The following is a 15,800-nucleotide window of genomic DNA, read 5'->3' on the forward strand; positions in this document are numbered from 1 at the left end:
CATCTTTAAATATCTATAGAATCGCCTGACTTTAAGACATTAACCTTTTTATCGACTTTGTTAACAAATTGATCCGTGTCCACTTCAATTGGTGGGAAAGTATTGTAATGAATAGGTATTGCAAGATCGGTGTTTAACATTTCGTTGACTGCATACGCAGCATCATCAATGCCCATCGTAAAATTATCACCGATCGGTACAAATGTAGCATCGAATGGACCATACATATCAGAAATCAATTTAATATCACCGAATAACCCCGTATCACCCATATGATAAAATTTAGCGTCATCATTCGAGACAATTACACCTGCTGGCATACCCGTATAATGCACAGTACCGTCTTCCATTTCGTAACTTGAGCTGTGGAACGCATGAACAAATTTAACTGTGCCAAATTCAAATGATTTCTGTCCACCGATTCCCATATTAACCACTTCACAATCAAGCGTTGCCATAAGATTCGCCAATTCATTTACGGCGATTACTGGTGCATTATGTTTCTTTGCAAGTTCGACAGTATCACCCACGTGGTCGTTATGTCCATGCGTTAAAATAATATAATCTACTTCAACATCTTCCACGCTAATATTGCATTGTCCGTTATCACTGATAAATGGATCAATAATCACTTTCTTACCATTGCTCTCAAAGTATACGACTGAATGACCATAATACGTAATTTTCATTTTGATTTACTCTCCTTTTTAAGCTGTTTATCAGTATCCTAGTACCCTTAACATGATAAAATTATACATGAGGTGACACAGATGAAATACATTAACTTAAGTCAAACACTATCGAGTTCTGCATCGAGTCAAATATTTAGTGAAAATGACTTAGAATTAGCAAACTTGGTGTTAATAGAAGCAAAGAAAGAGATGCACCCAAATATCGAACTGTTTGCATCCATTAATTACATACGAGAATCACAACAATTTTTAAATGAGCAACTGATGCTTGCTGCAACATCAAAAATTCTTGAACATACAGATGGTGTCGTTGTTGATGAAGTCTTTACTAACGATCATCATGGATTGAATGATAGGTTTTTAAAGGAATTGAGCATGTCAGTCGGTCAAAAACATTTAATAATCGGCCCGACGTTTAGTCAAGTGCCATCATTTTTACAAAGTAAGTTAATCGAAGAATTGATTAATTTTGATGTTTCAGGTGTGATGTACGATGTACGAAAAAATGACATGGAAGATTACGCTGCATTACAACCTTTAGCAAAATTACTCATGCATGTGAAGAAGCGAACATCTATCATACCGCTTGTTAAAACGAAAGAAGACGCTGACACGCTTGGTAAAATACTGCCTGTCAACGTCATTGCTATAGAAGAATAGAATTTAAAAAAGTACACCGAATTGGTGTACTTTTTGTATACATATTTAATTAAACACGCGCAAGCACTTCATACACGTCTTCGTATTCTAATCCTTGTGCTTCTGCAACTGCTTTAAATGTCACTTTACCATCTAACGTGTTAATACCTAAAGCAATTGGACCGTTGTCTAATGCAGCTTGTTTATAACCTTTAGAAGCAATCTGTAACCCATACAGCATCGTCGCATTGTTTAGTGCGACTGTAGATGTTCTTGGCACAGCACCAGGCATGTTCGCCACAGCGTAATGCACCACGTCATGTTTTACATATGTCGGATCATCATGCGTTGTAATCTTATCCGTCGTTTCAAAAATACCACCTTGGTCAATTGCAATATCAATGATAACTGAACCTGGATCCATTGATTTAATCATTTCTTCTGTAACTAAACGCGGTGCACGTGCACCTGGAATAAGTACAGCACCGACAACAAGATCACTTGATTTTACTTCATCAGCAATGTTCAATGGGCTCGACATCATCGTTTGAATACTTGATCCAAACAAGTCATCCAACTCTCTTAAACGTGCAGGACTTAAGTCAATAATTGTTACATCTGCACCTAAACCGACAAGAATTTTTGCGGCATTTGTTCCGGCAACACCACCGCCGATTATTGTGACTTTCGCTTTTTTAACGCCTGGTACACCACCGAGTAGAATACCTTTACCACCTTTAATTTTTTGTAAGTATTCTGCACCGATTTGCGCTGCCATTCTTCCTGCAACTTCACTCATTGGTGTAAGTAGTGGTAGGCTTCTGTCCGGCAACTGGATTGTTTCATATGCAATGGAAACAACTTTTTTCTCAAGTAATGCTTGAGTGAGTGCTTCCTCAGGTGCGAGGTGTAGATATGTAAATAATATTAATCCTTCTTTGAAGTAATCATATTCAGATTTAAGTGGCTCTTTAACTTTAACCACCATGTCAACATCCCACGCTTGTGCTGCAGATTCTACAATTTCTGCACCTTGCGCTCTAAAATCTTCATCAGTAAAGTTAGAACCTTCACCGGCGCCAGATTCCACTAATACTTTATGTCTAGCGAGCACATATGCATGTACCCCACCTGGTGTTAAACCCACTCGATTCTCGTTGTTTTTAATTTCTCTTGGTACTCCGATTAACATTTGGCATACTCTCCTTTTTAATGATTGTATCATAGAAAATATCGATAATGTATCCTTATTTTATGCATAAAAAAGCATGAATATATGTTATAATATAAGTATAAGAAATAGGATGAATATAAATTCAAAAGGAGGAATTTTTCGTGGAAAAGTACAACAATATTATGATTGCAGTCGATGGTTCTCGTGAAGCAGAGTGGGCATTTAACAAAGCAGTTGAACTTGCTACACAAAATGATGCAAAGCTATCAATTATCAACATCATTGATACGCGTTCATTTGCAGCATTAGAGCAATATGACAGAAACGTTGCGGATAAGTCTAGAGAGTTTTCAGAAAACCTTCTCGATGGTTACGAAAAAATTGCAAAAGAAGCGGGTATTGGTGAAGTATCTAAAATTATTGATTTCGGTTCTCCAAAAGCTATTTTACCGAGAAAAGCTGTAGAGAAAACTGGTGCAGATCTCGTTGTCTGTGGTTCAACTGGTTTAAACGCAGTGGAACGCTTCATCATCGGTTCAGTATCTGAAGCGGTCGTTCGTAACTCAGAAGTCGATGTCCTTGTTGTAAGAACAGAGAAAATCCCACAATCATTCGAGCCAGTCGTTGCACAACCTGAAAAGTTAGAGCCTGAAGTAGAATAACATCGTACGTAAAAAGCAGCGCATTGAGTAAAAACTACTCGACGCGCTGCTTTTTTATTTTATCCTTGTGTCAATCTAACAACATCTCTAGCAATCATCAGCTCTTCGTCTGTCGGTATAATTATAATTTTTACCGGACTGTATGGATGATTTAAGAAGACTTCTTCCCCACGCACTTTATTCATTGAAGGATCAAAGTAAACCCCCATAAATTCAAGACCGCTGACGACTTTCTCTCTGACGATGTCAGAGTTCTCTCCAACACCTGCAGTAAATATAATTGCATCGAGTCCACCCATTGCAGTTGCATAAGAACCCATATATTTATGAATACGACTACCGAACACATCAAGTGCTAAAATTGCACGCTTGTTTCCTTTGTGTGCCTCTTGTTCGATGTCTCTTAAATCACTTGAAAATCCGCTGACCCCAAGCAATCCAGATTCTTTATTGAGTACATCGAGCACTTCAACTGCCGTTCGATTTGTTTTATTCATGATATATGGAATGAGTGCAGGATCTAAGTTACCAGATCGCGTCCCCATCGTCACACCTGCGAGTGGTGTAAACCCCATCGAAGTATCTATGGATTCGCCGCCTTTAACGGCTGCAATACTCGCACCATTTCCAAGGTGACAGCTGATCAATCGCAATTCTTTAAGCGGTCGACCGAGCAGCTCTGCGGCACGGTTCGTCACATATTTATGACTCGTCCCATGAAAACCATATTTCCGTATGCCAAATTCCTTATAGTAATGATATGGCAAACTGTATAAATATGATTTTTCTGGCATCGTTTGGTGGAATGATGTATCAAATACAGCGATGTGTGGCACGTTTGGTAACAGCTTGCGGAATGCTTTAATGCCCATTAAATTCGGCGGATTATGCAGTGGTGCAAGTTCGCTGAGTTCATCTATGTTGCGAATTGTTTCATCATCAATAATGACGGAATCATCATAGATTTCTCCACCATGTACGACGCGGTGACCGGTCCCTTCAATATCATTGATATCTTTTATAACGTTAAAGCGTTTCAGCTCAGTCAACATGACCTCTACCGCTTCTTTATGGTCACTGAATCGTGTCTCTAACACTTCTTTTTCACCATTATAGTGCATCGTGAAGACGCCATTGTCCATACCGATACGTTCTGCTAAACCGGATGCAATCACACGCTCTTTTGGCATGTCGAATAATTTAAATTTAAAAGAAGAGCTTCCAGCATTAATCGCCATTATGATAGACATAATTTAATCCTCGCATTCCATTACTTGGTTTCATTTTCACCATTATCATACCAATTATTTAGATCGTTTAGAAATGTTTTTATAGCGTTCGCATTTTTAAAATCTGGTACTTTTAAGAGCAATACGTCTCGATTATCCTCAGATGGTTTCACATTTTCTAACACCATAATAGATTTCCCACTGTCCTTCGATTTAAAAATTGTTTCTGGAAGTGTTAAAAACATCTTGAGTGAAACATGTTCTTTAATATATGTTTTTATCGTGTCGCTGTGCGATTCTAATATATTTGATGGCACGATGAATACGCCGACACCGCCAGGTTTCACCAGTTGCATACCGCGTTCAAGTAAGAGTAAATGTGCATAGCTCATCCCCTCTTCAAATGCGGTAACATAACCTTCTACTTCTACCGGGTAATAGCCAATCGGTAAATCACCAATGACAGCATCCATGTCATCGATGAACATGTCTTCAAGTGCATTCTGCGGATAAATTTCCATCTTCGTTTTCAAGTATTCACAAAGTGCGACATTGAGCTGTGCTAATGATGGATCAATTTCAACCCCATGTAAGTTGACCTCATTCAGTTGCTCTTTGACCGTCATCGATAGATGGCCAGAGCCACTCCCGATATCGAGTAAGTTAAATGATTCTCTATTATATAGTCCGAGAATATGACTGATTAAGTATCCGATTGAATCGGGTGTCAACTGATGATTCGCTTGGATTTTTTCCTCTTTCGACTGTTTTAAATAAGCAAACTGAAACGCTTTGCGCATGTCAGTATACGTGGTATCACTTGCATCTACTTCATAAAGAGCTTCTCCAAGTGCATCTAGGCGAGACTCTGGCATACTTTCCGCCAATCTATCCACTTCATTAATAATAATTTGATATAAAATTTCTAATTTAGATTGTTCCATATGATCACCTTAAATAATAAATGGCTGTCCAAGCCTTGGACAGCCATGAAATATTTCTAATTTTTATAGTCCGTTTAAAACGTCTAATGCTTTTTCATAGTCTGGTTCGTTTGTACCTTCAGATACATATTCAATATATTGTACTGTATCGTTCTCATCAATGACGAACACACTGCGTGCAAGCAAGCGTAAATTTGGCATTAATACGCCGTATTTATTAGCGAAATCTAACAGTTTATGGTCGCTTAATGTGACAACGTTATCTACACCTTCAGCACCACACCATCTCTTTTGAGCGAATGGTAAATCGTTAGAAACTGTTAATACCGTCACGTTGTTTTCGCCAGCTGCTTCGTTAAACTTTTTTGTCTGTGTGCTACATACACCTGTATCGAGCGATGGTACAACACTGATCAAACGTTTTTTACCTGCATAGTCATTCGATGAAACTTCAGATAAGTCATTCGCAACAGCAGTAAACTCTGGCGCTTTATCACCAACTGATAATGCTGTGCCTTCAAGCTTAATAGGATTGCCTTTAAATGTTATTTCTGTCATTTGAATCCCCCTCAATTTTAAACGCTTATATATTTGTTGTACTAGATTCTTGTGAAATTTTCAAGTTATCTAACTTTTCTTCAGACGAAGAAATTTCTTTCGATATTTCTTCACGATACGTATCAAATTTTTCATTTACGACGAAAGTATCGGCAAAATAGTCATGGATTCCCGTTCTTCTTTCTGTAAAAAGAACAGCCAAATAAGGCAAATAGAATAATGAGTTATTAATAAAACGTCCAATGATTTCACGGTAAATCACTTGAGACCACGTCAGTTTACCGCCCGTTTCTGATTTCACTTTAATGCCTGTGACCATCTTGCCAAGTGTCTGATTCAAATAGTATGTCATCAAAACGAAATAGATAACCATCAGTACTGCTGAGACAATATTTTCAGTCGATAAGTATGGCACGAACAAATAGCCCTCAGATAGATTCAGTGCATTTAAAAATGGGTAGACGACGATTTGAGATAAACCCCAGATCACTGCGATATCTATTAAATAACTCACGACACGCGTGGCAAAATTTGCCGTCGACATAATCACCATTTTTTCATCGTGAGTATGTGTTTCAGTTGTCATTTCGTTCACCTCTTATTCATTGTATAAATACATCGGTCTTGGGTGGACATTCAAATATTGAATGTAATCTAGTTGAGACGCATGATCTTCAAACAGTAAGCTGCCGAGCGTTTGTTTGATGCCTGGAATCGGTATACCGAAAAGAGGGTTCGCTTCTGGCATGCCATATTCAATCACTTGAGCGTTCTCGCCGACCTCTTCTTTAAGTGCTGCTAGTGCATCATCAAAGTTACCAATTTCATCAACAAGACCGTTCTCAATCGCATCTTCCGCCAAGTAAATACGACCGTCTGCTAGGTCGCGTACATCTGATTCATCCATATCACGACCTTCAACAATGACCTGTACGAAATCATCATGCATGCTATCTGTTAAATACTGAAAATATTCATCTTCTTCTTCAGTCATCGGTGTAAACATTGAGCCCATATTTTTCATGTCACCACTTGCCCATGTCGTCTCTTCGATACCTAAGTTATCCATCAGCTCTGAAGCGTTAAAACCACTCATAATCACGCCGATAGAGCCCGTCAGTGTTTCTCTAGATGCAAAGATCTTATCCGCTGGAGCAGAGATATAATATCCGCCTGATGCAGCCATGTTGCCCATCGTTGAATAAATCGTTTTATCTTGTTCTTTAATTTCTACAAGTAACTTATGTAATTCGGCACTTTCATAAACCCCACCACCTGGTGAGTCGACATGAAGTAATACCGCACTAATTGAAGCATCATCTCTAATCTCTTTCAGTGCTTCAAGCGTCAATTCATGATTATATCCTACAGCCCCAAATGTAGATGCCGGTTGATTCATTATTGCACCTTCAACATTTACGATGGCGACTTTGTTTGTCGGCGCACCCATTTCATATGTGCTTTTTGGTACCTCATCTATAAAATCAGTTTGCATAAATCGATCAATGTCAGCGGATAACATCATATTCATGAATGAAAATCCAATTCCGACGAAAAATAACGTTGCTGCAATTATCAATGCGACAATTCTTTTCATTGCGAAAACCCACTCCAATTCTATATTTTCAATAGATTTATGATAACATATTACTTGATTAATACTCATGTGATGAGACACTTCACACACGATAAAAAAAGGAGCAATGTGTTTGTCTAATTTTAAAACTGTTTATATATATGCACCCCACGCAAAAGAACGCGAAGCTGTAAAACCGGAACTCGAGACGTTGTTTAATCGTTTAAACATTGAGATCGTAGACGATAAAAGGACTGCGGATATCGTAGCATCGATCGGTGGAGATGGTGCATTCCTAAAAGCTGTCAGAGACGTTAATTTCAGAGATGACTGTGTGTATCTCGGTATTGCCACAGCGAACAAGACACACTTCTATGCAGATTTTCACGTCAATCATCTCAATGAATTAGAGGATGCATTTTTAAAAGATAATTTTGATCCAAGACGCTACCCAATTATAGAAGTACGCGTCAACGACAACCAGCCGGTCTACTGTTTAAATGAATTCACCATTCGCTCGAGTATTATAAAGACAATTCGCATGGATCTCTACATTAATAACTTTCTATTCGAACACTTCATGGGAGATGGCATCGTTGTGTCCACACCGACCGGCTCGACGGGATATAATAAGTCGCTAGGTGGCGCAGTTGTCGATCCGCTAATTCATGCCATACAAGTCACTGAACTCGCGAGTGTGAACTCAAATACACACCGTACACTCGGTACGAGTTTCTTGTTGCAAAAAGAACGCCCGCTGACTTTGCTGATTGATAAGAGCGTTGACTACTATCCGATTCTTGCGCTTGATAATGAGGCACTCGGTGTAACGAATACGGACAAGATTGAAATTAAAGTGAGCGATAAGTTTATCCGCACGCTTAGACTTGAAAACAATACATTTTGGCATAAGACGAAAAGAAACTTCCTACAAGAATAATTGTAGGAAGTCTTTATTATAGTATATCTTCAAACGATTCTTCTTCTTTTTCGTGTGACTCATAGACGATGATGTTTTTAAATCCTTCTTCAATCAATGGCTCAAAATCTATTTTATCTTCAAAATGCAATGTCTTATCTAACCTCGGATTGATCTTCGGATTTTTCGGTTTAAAGATTGTACAGCAGTCTTCAAATGGAAGAATTGATGTTTCAAATGTGCCATATTTATTTGCTAATTCAACAATTTCCATTTTTTCATGAGACAATAGCGGGCGAAGAATCGGGTAATTGGTCACTTCATTAATCACATGCATGCTGCTCAATGTTTGTGATGCCACCTGCCCGAGATTCTCACCATTCACAATCGCCAGAGAGCCCGTTCGAATAGCGAGTCGCTCTGCAATGCTTAACATCAATCGACGTGTAGAAGTCATCGAATAGTTATCCGGCACCTTTTTATAGATTGTTGTTTGAATATCAGTAAATGGATATATGTGCAGTTTTATCTTTGCACCGATGCGCTCTGACATAATATCAACGAGACGCTTTACTTTATCTGTTGCTTCTTTTGATGTATATGGTGGTGAATGGAAATGGATTGCTTCGATTTCAACACCTTTTTTCGCAACTTCTAAACCAGCAACTGGCGAATCAATACCACCAGATAACAAGAGCAATGCCTTACCACCTGTCCCGTAAGGTAACCCCCCTTGAAGATATTCATGCTCACAATAGACATATACACGGTCCACCTTCACCTGAATCATAATCGTATGATCTGGTGCTTTAACATTCACGTGCAAGTGTTCATTGCTCATCTGCACATGTGAACCGACCATCTGTTGGATTTCACCCGTGTCATACTCAAACGTTTTATCTTGTCGCTTCACTTCAATTTTAAAGCTTTTACCATCTGAAAACGATGATGCCATATTTGATGCTGTCTCTTTAATGACTTCGATATCTCGTTCTATTTTCAAAACTGGAGAGACACTTAATATGCCACTGATGTAACGAATGCGTTCTAAGACAGTCTCATATGATTCATCATTTAAATCAATCAATGCAGAGCTGTAGTCTGTTTTGATTTCAGCCTGCGTTCCAGCTAAAGCATTTTTTATATTTCGCTTTAATACATTGATGAACATATTTCTATTTCTTGTTTTTAACGTAATTTCTCCATATCTTACGAGTATATGATTATATTTCATTGTAGTACCTCACTCACTTCTCTTAATGCATAATTAATTGCGTCGATCAGTGCATCGACATCTGTCTCAGTATTGTGCATGCCCATCGATATTCGAACACTACCATCGATCGCAATTTGTTCCGTACCAATTGCTAACAATGTTTCATTCGGTTTGGCATGATTGGAATGACATGCAGATGTTGTTGAGACCGCCACATTCTTTTCGCTTAATATATTTACGATAACTTCCCCTTTTACACCTATAAAACTCATGTTGATTACGTGCGGGACATCTGATGGTTGAAATTGAATAGAAGGATGTTGACTAAACGCATCATTGATCTTCAATTTATAACCTTCTAATCTCTGTTGTACATTATCCATGGATTCTAGTGTTTCTCGAAGTGCACGCACCATCGCGGCAACACTCGGTAGATTCACTGTTCCGCTGCGTAGTCCACCCTCATGTCCCCCACCATGTAACAACGGTCGAAGAATATTTTTTTGTTTGAAAAGCACTGCACCGATACCTTTAGGACCGTAAAATTTATGACTGCTAATGCTCAGCGCATCAACACCTTCATAATTAATGTTTACTTTACCTATTGCTTGTGTCGCATCGACATGAAAGTATACTTTCGGATACTGACTCACAATCGATGCAATTCCTGCAATCGGTTGAATAGTACCGATGATGTTGTTTACAGCCATCACCGTAACAAAGACTACATCATCACTCATCAGTTCCTTTAAATGATCCAAATCGATATGTCCCTGTTCAGTCGCTCGAATATACTTTATATTGTAATTCGTAAATGTCTTTAATGTGTCAATGACGCTCGGATGTTCAAATTGACTGACGAGCACTGTGCTTCCAGACACTTCTTTTTTAGTGAGCATACTTTTGATCACCAAGTTGTTTCCTTCTGTCGCACCGGAAGTAAAAACACATTCATAAGTCGGTACACCAAGCATACTTGATAATTGACGGCGTGCTGTTTCCAACAATCGCGATGCTTCTTTTCCCCCATCGTGAATGCTTGCTGTATTATAATAATATTTTTCATTCGTTTTCACCCAAGTATCTAATGCCGGCTGACATATTTTTGTCGTTGCCGCGTTATCAAAATAGTGCATCATTTCACTCCTAAACATAAGAAAGACTTAGGAGTTGGCCCTAAGTCTAGTTATTTTCATTCTCAAAAGCATTGATGATTTTATTTACCGCGCCAGGTTCAACTTTCTCTAACGCATCTTGAACAATTTCTAATGCACGCTTATAACGGTTATCACTAAACAGACGTTCTGCTTCTTCTAGACGACTGTTAAATGCTTCGTCACTCGTGCGATATCTATTTCCATATTGAATCATAAGTTCTGTTAAACCTGCTTCGTAAAGTACTTCGTATACTTCTTGCTCGAATTTATTTAAATCTATCATAACATGATTCACTTTGTCTTTGATTAACTTGATGTTCATCGGTCGACGTTCAAAGTATTTTACTATCTCAGCAAGGTTTACGTCAAGTTCATGCTTCATGACAACGAAACGCTCTGGAACACTTGTTAAATTTGCCATCGTTAAATCACGATATATTTGGTCTTTACGCTTTTCAATATATGCGCTATTCTCCGTCGCCTCTTTTTCATCTTCACGCAACGTCACAAAATAATCTTGAATCGCTTCTTGTTCATTATTGATCTCATCGATATTTACCTTAATGTGTTCAACATTATCGACAAGTCGGCTATAACGCGTAATATTCTTTTTCGTTTCCGTCACAATGTCGTCGTATATATCAATAAGGTTTTCTATTTCATTTTCAAATTTATGAACGCTATGCGCATCGGCTTCGTTTACATAAAATTGATCTTTAATATAGTCGATTTCAGTTCTTAAAACGTAATTCGTATCTTTCGCCTTAAATAGCTTATCTGAAATTTTCTTTTGATACTCCTCAACTGTCGCTTTCGCTTTTACTTCATGTTCAACAAGTTCTAACATCTCATCCATCGTGCCGTTGATAGCATCAATTCTCTCCTGCGCTTCTTCAAGTTCTAACTGTGTAATGAGGGGTTCAATTTCATTAAGTTTGAACTTTAAGTCAGAGAGTGTATTTTCTACTTGAACATGTTCTAAATCATACCCTTGTGATTTTAATTCTCGACAGCCAAAACGAATGTCTTGGAATTGGTTGGGCAGCTCTTTTTGTACGACACGGATCATATTCGGAATAGCCAACATATTTTCTCTCAAGCTTTCCAAATCTTCTTTAATATCATTGATGTGTTGATTCGCAGTGTAATAGTTTCCATCGTTCGTTAATTTTTTGTATTCTTTTAACTCTGGTTCAAACGATAAGATAAGGCGTTCTAACGGTCGCTCTGACTCACCATATTGGTGACCGTTCGCGAGCACATCGCGCTTTGCCTCACGGAAGAGCTTATCCGATTCTGTATATAAGCGTTCTGATTGCTTGTTCAGATTCGATAGATTATCGATACCATCGACCATTGAATCAAAGTTTTCTTGAACCGTTTTAATCTCACCTTCAGCCACTTGCATGTTCTCTTTTGCATCATTAAATTTAAACTGTTCTAACAAAAGTTTAGATTGCTCTAATTTTTCTTCAGCTGAATTACCGTTCACGTCCAGTGAATGATGCCATCCATCGATCCATTCATTTGTTTTTTGTTCTGCTTCTCCGTGCATATTGAATTGCTTCATCTTCGCAATTGACTGATCAAATGGCAGGAGTCTAACACGTTCTAATTCTGATATTAAATTCTCTACTTCATTTTTCTTCATATTTCTTATGTATAATAATATGCCGACAGCAATGATCAAGACGACAATTATTCCAATTAGAATATATACCCACATGGTCAGATTCCTCCTAACATACTTAAGTATAAACTAAAATATTGAAACTCTAAACATTAAAATGTATAATTTGTTAAATATTTAAATGAGGTGACGCATTGTTTACAGCGACAGAGATAAAAAATTATGAGCAGCTACATCAAATGTTCGATGCATTGTCAAAAGATGAACATAATCAGACTTCTATATTAGCAAATGCATCAAGTTTACTAAACTATTTTTTAAAAGATATTAACTGGGTTGGCTTTTATTTGCATAACAAAGAGACAGATCAACTCGAACTTGGACCATTCCAAGGATTACCTGCATGCACGACTATTGCGATTGGCAAAGGTGTCTGTGGTTTAGCATATCGTAGCAATGATGTGTTTATCGTTGATGATGTGAATGCATTTCCTGGTCACATTGCATGCGATGCAAACAGTAAATCTGAAATCGTCGTTCCTATTTACAAAGATGGTAAGGGCATAGGTGTGCTAGATATCGATTCTCCAATTTATGATCGATTCACTGAAGAAGACCGAGTTGGTCTCGTTAAATTTGTCGATATTTTACTTAAACATCTTTAATCACTTCACACCTTGACTTTATAAGGTAAAAAGCTTATAATTCTATATTGTGTTAATAAACAGAGTAAGTAGCAGTTGATCATTATGAGTGAGTATGTGTTCCCCATATATAAAAAGAGCTGGTGTGCTGCGTAACCGAAGCTATAAGGCGAAGGCACTTTAGAACATATACGCTGATAAGTGGTAAACACCTTATGATGTTTGTTTCCATAAAACAAATATTAAGGAGGAGTCATTATGGCTCGTTACAGAGGTTCCATTTGGAAAAAATCTCGTCGTTTAGGTATTTCGTTAACAGGTACAGGTAAAGAACTCGAAAGACGTCCTTACGTACCAGGTGATCATGGTCCAACTCAGCGTAAAAAATTATCTGAGTATGGTTTACAATTACAAGAGAAACAGCGTTTACGTTACATGTATGGTATTAACGAACGTCAATTCCGTACAATCTATGACCGCGCTGGTAAAATCAAAGGTGTTCACGGTGAAAACTTCATGATCTTACTTGCATCTCGTTTAGATGCAGTTGTTTATGAATTAGGTTTAGCAAGAACACGTCGTCAAGCGCGCCAGTTAGTGAACCACGGCCACGTTTTAGTGGACGGTGGACGTGTAGATATTCCGTCTTACACATTAAAAGCTGGTCAGGTTATCTCACTTCGTGAGAAAAGCCGTAACCTTGATATCGTTAAAGAAGCAATCGAGTATAACAACTATGTGCCTGAGTACTTAACTTTCGATGAAGATAAGTTAGAAGGTACATTCGTACGTCAACCAGAACGTTCAGAATTATCTGCAGAAATCAACGAACAGTTAATCGTTGAGTACTACTCAAGATAATTTGTTACAAAGTCTTGCAGCGCGAATGCTGCAAGACTTTTTCATTAAATAAAAAGGAGTGTAGCTTATGCAATTTGAAGTGTTACTTTTCACGCTTAGCTTCCTATCCATCTTTGGAATGGGCGCGTTATTTCTTATCTCACTCATTATACTCATCATTTTAGCAATTATGAAAAAGCGCATTAGAGTCGTTGGTATACTTACAATCGTATTCTTTGTCTTAACGATCGCAAGTATCGTTGCTGCCTACATCACAGGACCAAGCTTTTCAGTAGACTATGAGAATGAAACGATGTTGTTTGAGTTCGCGGGTGAAACGTTTGAATTTGATATGAACCAGGATATTCAACAGCAAGTCGACGAATTTTTACTTGAATATGAAGAATCTCTTGAAGAAGAAAATGCTACACCATCTGATGAGAATAATTAGAATTAGTAATACAATTGTTTGAACTCTTGTATAAATGTATTTTATAATGACCTCATGTAAGACTAAAGGAGAAAGTTAAATGGCTAGAGCTAAAAATAATGCGATGTCACTCGCAATTAAATTGTTCATTGCAATTCTCATTATCGGTTTAATCGTCGTGATTGCAGCAGGTACATATATATTTTTCCAGCTACAAAATACAGCAGGACAGATGTATGATTCCTCATTTGATTCAATTACGAGTGAATACCGTGATGTAGAAGTAAATCTATCTGATGGCGACCCGATTTCTGTTGCTATATTTGGTACAGACAGCGATGCGGACCGTGATCTACAACTCCGTGGTGATCGCTCCGATACAATCATTATCGTCACGTTGAATCCTGAAACAGATACAGGCACAATCATGAGTATCCCACGTGATACACAGACAACAATTTCCGGTATCGGTAGTGTGGAAAAAATTAACCATGCCCACTCGTACGGCGGACCGACGATGGCTCGTGATACAGTTGAAAGTTTCTTAGAAGTACCGATTGACTATTTCGTATCGGTTGATATGGATGGGTTTATGAATATCGTTGATGAGCTTGGTGGCGTCACCGTGACAAGCCAAGATACATTTAGCATAGAGAACTACAACTTCCAAGCCAACCAAACATATACGATGTCTGGTGAAGAAGCACTCATGTATACAAGAGCACGTAAAACTGCAGGATCTGGTGGTGACTTCGGGCGTCAAGCAAGACAACAACAAGTCGTTCAAGCGATGGGTAATGAAATCGTTGGGTTAAACACAGTGACGAATTTCAATAGTATTCTTGACGTACTTGGTGAAAATGTAATCACAAATGTTAAGTTCTCAGAAGTTTATGATTTAATATCAAAATATCAAGATGCGGCAAATTCACTTGAGCAAATTGAGCTTGAGGGTGAAGGTGGTATCCAGGGGGATGGACTTTGGTACTACAATCCATATGATTCATCTTTAGAAAATGCACGCTCTATTATGAAAGATAATTTGAACTTAAATTAACCAAAAAAAGCTAGAATCCGGCTTGGATTCTAGCTTTTTTCTATATAAACTACTCTTCCACTTCTCTGAACTCGATTGCCTCTTTATTACCGATATTAAAGCTGACTCGAATATGTGTCGTTTCCTCAGGTATGTCAACAACTTTTGGAAATTCGCCGCCGGTAAACAGTTCTGTTTCTATAAATGAAAAATCATTATAGTATGAAATGTAACTTGAACGCGTTACTTCATAGGTGTTCGATGGATCAACACGCAATGGGATGGTTGTCATCATATCACTATCATTGACCATGATGCCACGGTAATTGACATACCCACTCTCTATGATCGTCTCATCATTAATTTCACTTGGCTCACTATTTAAAAATGCAATATCAAGTGTACAACTACTTAGTAATGTACTAAACATAATAATACTAAAAAAAAATTTCAT

The 15,800-nt window shown here is 38.0% G+C and carries 18 protein-coding genes; 7 read left to right on the forward strand and 11 right to left on the reverse strand.

All coding sequences use genetic code 11. The annotated features are described in order from the left end of the window. Positions 1–5: 5 nt before the first annotated feature. Entirely contained in the window at positions 6–689 is a 684-nt protein-coding gene (locus BMW30_RS03085; protein WP_091473785.1) for a metal-dependent hydrolase, read from the reverse strand. A gap of 81 nt (positions 690–770) precedes the next feature. On the opposite strand from BMW30_RS03085, the gene BMW30_RS03090 reads away from it, so the two are divergent. Then, positions 771–1,352: a hypothetical protein gene (locus tag BMW30_RS03090; protein ID WP_091473787.1), complete on the forward strand. Its 582-nt coding sequence runs from the start codon at positions 771–773 to the stop codon at positions 1,350–1,352. A gap of 49 nt (positions 1,353–1,401) precedes the next feature. Here BMW30_RS03090 and ald read toward each other — a convergent pair whose 3' ends face one another. Further along, entirely contained in the window at positions 1,402–2,523 is a 1,122-nt protein-coding gene (gene ald / locus BMW30_RS03095) for an alanine dehydrogenase (protein ID WP_091473789.1), read from the reverse strand. A 143-nt stretch (positions 2,524–2,666) separates the two neighbouring features. Between ald and BMW30_RS03100 the strand changes: the two genes are divergently transcribed. After that, a complete protein-coding gene (locus BMW30_RS03100; RefSeq protein WP_091473791.1) occupies positions 2,667–3,167 on the forward strand; it encodes a universal stress protein in 501 nt (166 codons plus the stop codon). 59 nt (positions 3,168–3,226) lie between these two features. Here BMW30_RS03100 and BMW30_RS03105 read toward each other — a convergent pair whose 3' ends face one another. From BMW30_RS03105 to sppA, 5 genes are all read right to left on the reverse strand, one after another. Next, positions 3,227–4,417 (reverse strand): acetate kinase, encoded by a 1,191-nt coding sequence (locus tag BMW30_RS03105; protein WP_091473792.1) that lies wholly within the window; start codon positions 4,415–4,417, stop codon positions 3,227–3,229. A 20-nt stretch (positions 4,418–4,437) separates the two neighbouring features. After that, positions 4,438–5,340 (reverse strand): class I SAM-dependent methyltransferase, encoded by a 903-nt coding sequence (locus tag BMW30_RS03110; RefSeq protein WP_091473794.1) that lies wholly within the window; start codon positions 5,338–5,340, stop codon positions 4,438–4,440. A gap of 63 nt (positions 5,341–5,403) precedes the next feature. Further along, the gene (gene tpx, locus BMW30_RS03115; RefSeq protein WP_091473796.1) at positions 5,404–5,898 is read right to left on the reverse strand and encodes a thiol peroxidase; all 495 of its coding nucleotides are present in this window, start codon (positions 5,896–5,898) and stop codon (positions 5,404–5,406) included. A 25-nt stretch (positions 5,899–5,923) separates the two neighbouring features. Then, complete coding sequence (locus tag BMW30_RS03120) at positions 5,924–6,484, reverse strand: RDD family protein (RefSeq protein WP_091473798.1); 561 nt, start codon at positions 6,482–6,484, stop codon at positions 5,924–5,926. Between the two features lie 12 nt (positions 6,485–6,496). Then, a complete protein-coding gene (gene sppA / locus BMW30_RS03125; RefSeq protein WP_180366190.1) occupies positions 6,497–7,495 on the reverse strand; it encodes a signal peptide peptidase SppA in 999 nt (332 codons plus the stop codon). A 112-nt stretch (positions 7,496–7,607) separates the two neighbouring features. Here sppA and BMW30_RS03130 point away from each other — a divergent pair, with 112 nt between their 5' ends. Next, positions 7,608–8,414 (forward strand): NAD kinase, encoded by an 807-nt coding sequence (locus BMW30_RS03130; RefSeq protein ID WP_377910930.1) that lies wholly within the window; start codon positions 7,608–7,610, stop codon positions 8,412–8,414. A 16-nt stretch (positions 8,415–8,430) separates the two neighbouring features. Here BMW30_RS03130 and thiI read toward each other — a convergent pair whose 3' ends face one another. The 3 genes from thiI to BMW30_RS03145 are packed head-to-tail and all read right to left on the reverse strand — an operon-like array spanning position 8,431 to position 12,492. Next, entirely contained in the window at positions 8,431–9,627 is a 1,197-nt protein-coding gene (thiI, locus tag BMW30_RS03135; RefSeq protein ID WP_091473803.1) for a tRNA uracil 4-sulfurtransferase ThiI, read from the reverse strand. Next, positions 9,624–10,745, reverse strand: coding sequence for a cysteine desulfurase family protein (locus BMW30_RS03140; RefSeq protein ID WP_180366191.1), 1,122 nt, complete (start codon positions 10,743–10,745; stop codon positions 9,624–9,626). Before BMW30_RS03140 ends, thiI begins: the two co-directional genes overlap by 4 nt. Positions 10,746–10,791: 46 nt before the next feature. Continuing rightward, on the reverse strand, positions 10,792–12,492 hold the full coding sequence (locus BMW30_RS03145) for a septation ring formation regulator EzrA (protein ID WP_091473808.1): 1,701 nt from the start codon (positions 12,490–12,492) through the stop codon (positions 10,792–10,794). Positions 12,493–12,590: 98 nt separating this feature from the next. Between BMW30_RS03145 and BMW30_RS03150 the strand changes: the two genes are divergently transcribed. The 4 genes from BMW30_RS03150 to BMW30_RS03165 all read left to right on the forward strand — a co-directional run bounded on the left by BMW30_RS03150 (position 12,591) and on the right by BMW30_RS03165 (position 15,367). Next, on the forward strand, positions 12,591–13,061 hold the full coding sequence (locus BMW30_RS03150; RefSeq protein WP_377910933.1) for a GAF domain-containing protein: 471 nt from the start codon (positions 12,591–12,593) through the stop codon (positions 13,059–13,061). Positions 13,062–13,298: 237 nt separating this feature from the next. Then, complete coding sequence (rpsD, locus tag BMW30_RS03155; protein ID WP_091473810.1) at positions 13,299–13,901, forward strand: 30S ribosomal protein S4; 603 nt, start codon at positions 13,299–13,301, stop codon at positions 13,899–13,901. 67 nt (positions 13,902–13,968) lie between these two features. After that, the gene (locus BMW30_RS03160; RefSeq protein WP_091473812.1) at positions 13,969–14,331 is read left to right on the forward strand and encodes a hypothetical protein; all 363 of its coding nucleotides are present in this window, start codon (positions 13,969–13,971) and stop codon (positions 14,329–14,331) included. Positions 14,332–14,410: 79 nt separating this feature from the next. Next, entirely contained in the window at positions 14,411–15,367 is a 957-nt protein-coding gene (locus tag BMW30_RS03165) for an LCP family glycopolymer transferase (RefSeq protein ID WP_091473814.1), read from the forward strand. Positions 15,368–15,416: 49 nt separating this feature from the next. On the opposite strand, the gene BMW30_RS03170 is transcribed toward BMW30_RS03165, so the two are convergent. Beyond that, positions 15,417–15,800: a fimbrial protein gene (locus tag BMW30_RS03170; protein ID WP_091473816.1), complete on the reverse strand. Its 384-nt coding sequence runs from the start codon at positions 15,798–15,800 to the stop codon at positions 15,417–15,419.

The organism is Aliicoccus persicus (genome assembly GCF_900110815.1).
In the GTDB taxonomy this organism is placed as follows: domain Bacteria; phylum Bacillota; class Bacilli; order Staphylococcales; family Salinicoccaceae; genus Aliicoccus; species Aliicoccus persicus.

Bases quoted from the DNA above. Each gene is read 5' to 3' on its own strand.
- BMW30_RS03085 (WP_091473785.1), bottom strand. From the start codon at position 689: ATGAAAATTACGTATTATGGTCATTCAGTCGTATACTTTGAGAGCAAT.
- BMW30_RS03090 (WP_091473787.1), top strand. From the start codon at position 771: ATGAAATACATTAACTTAAGTCAAACACTATCGAGTTCTGCATCGAGT.
- ald (WP_091473789.1), bottom strand. From the start codon at position 2,523: ATGTTAATCGGAGTACCAAGAGAAATTAAAAACAACGAGAATCGAGTG.
- BMW30_RS03105 (WP_091473792.1), bottom strand. From the start codon at position 4,417: ATGTCTATCATAATGGCGATTAATGCTGGAAGCTCTTCTTTTAAATTT.
- BMW30_RS03110 (WP_091473794.1), bottom strand. From the start codon at position 5,340: ATGGAACAATCTAAATTAGAAATTTTATATCAAATTATTATTAATGAA.
- tpx (WP_091473796.1), bottom strand. From the start codon at position 5,898: ATGACAGAAATAACATTTAAAGGCAATCCTATTAAGCTTGAAGGCACA.
- BMW30_RS03120 (WP_091473798.1), bottom strand. From the start codon at position 6,484: ATGACAACTGAAACACATACTCACGATGAAAAAATGGTGATTATGTCG.
- sppA (WP_180366190.1), bottom strand. From the start codon at position 7,495: ATGAAAAGAATTGTCGCATTGATAATTGCAGCAACGTTATTTTTCGTC.
- thiI (WP_091473803.1), bottom strand. From the start codon at position 9,627: ATGAAATATAATCATATACTCGTAAGATATGGAGAAATTACGTTAAAA.
- BMW30_RS03140 (WP_180366191.1), bottom strand. From the start codon at position 10,745: ATGCACTATTTTGATAACGCGGCAACGACAAAAATATGTCAGCCGGCA.
- BMW30_RS03145 (WP_091473808.1), bottom strand. From the start codon at position 12,492: ATGTGGGTATATATTCTAATTGGAATAATTGTCGTCTTGATCATTGCT.
- rpsD (WP_091473810.1), top strand. From the start codon at position 13,299: ATGGCTCGTTACAGAGGTTCCATTTGGAAAAAATCTCGTCGTTTAGGT.
- BMW30_RS03160 (WP_091473812.1), top strand. From the start codon at position 13,969: ATGCAATTTGAAGTGTTACTTTTCACGCTTAGCTTCCTATCCATCTTT.
- BMW30_RS03165 (WP_091473814.1), top strand. From the start codon at position 14,411: ATGGCTAGAGCTAAAAATAATGCGATGTCACTCGCAATTAAATTGTTC.
- BMW30_RS03170 (WP_091473816.1), bottom strand. From the start codon at position 15,800: ATGAAATTTTTTTTTAGTATTATTATGTTTAGTACATTACTAAGTAGT.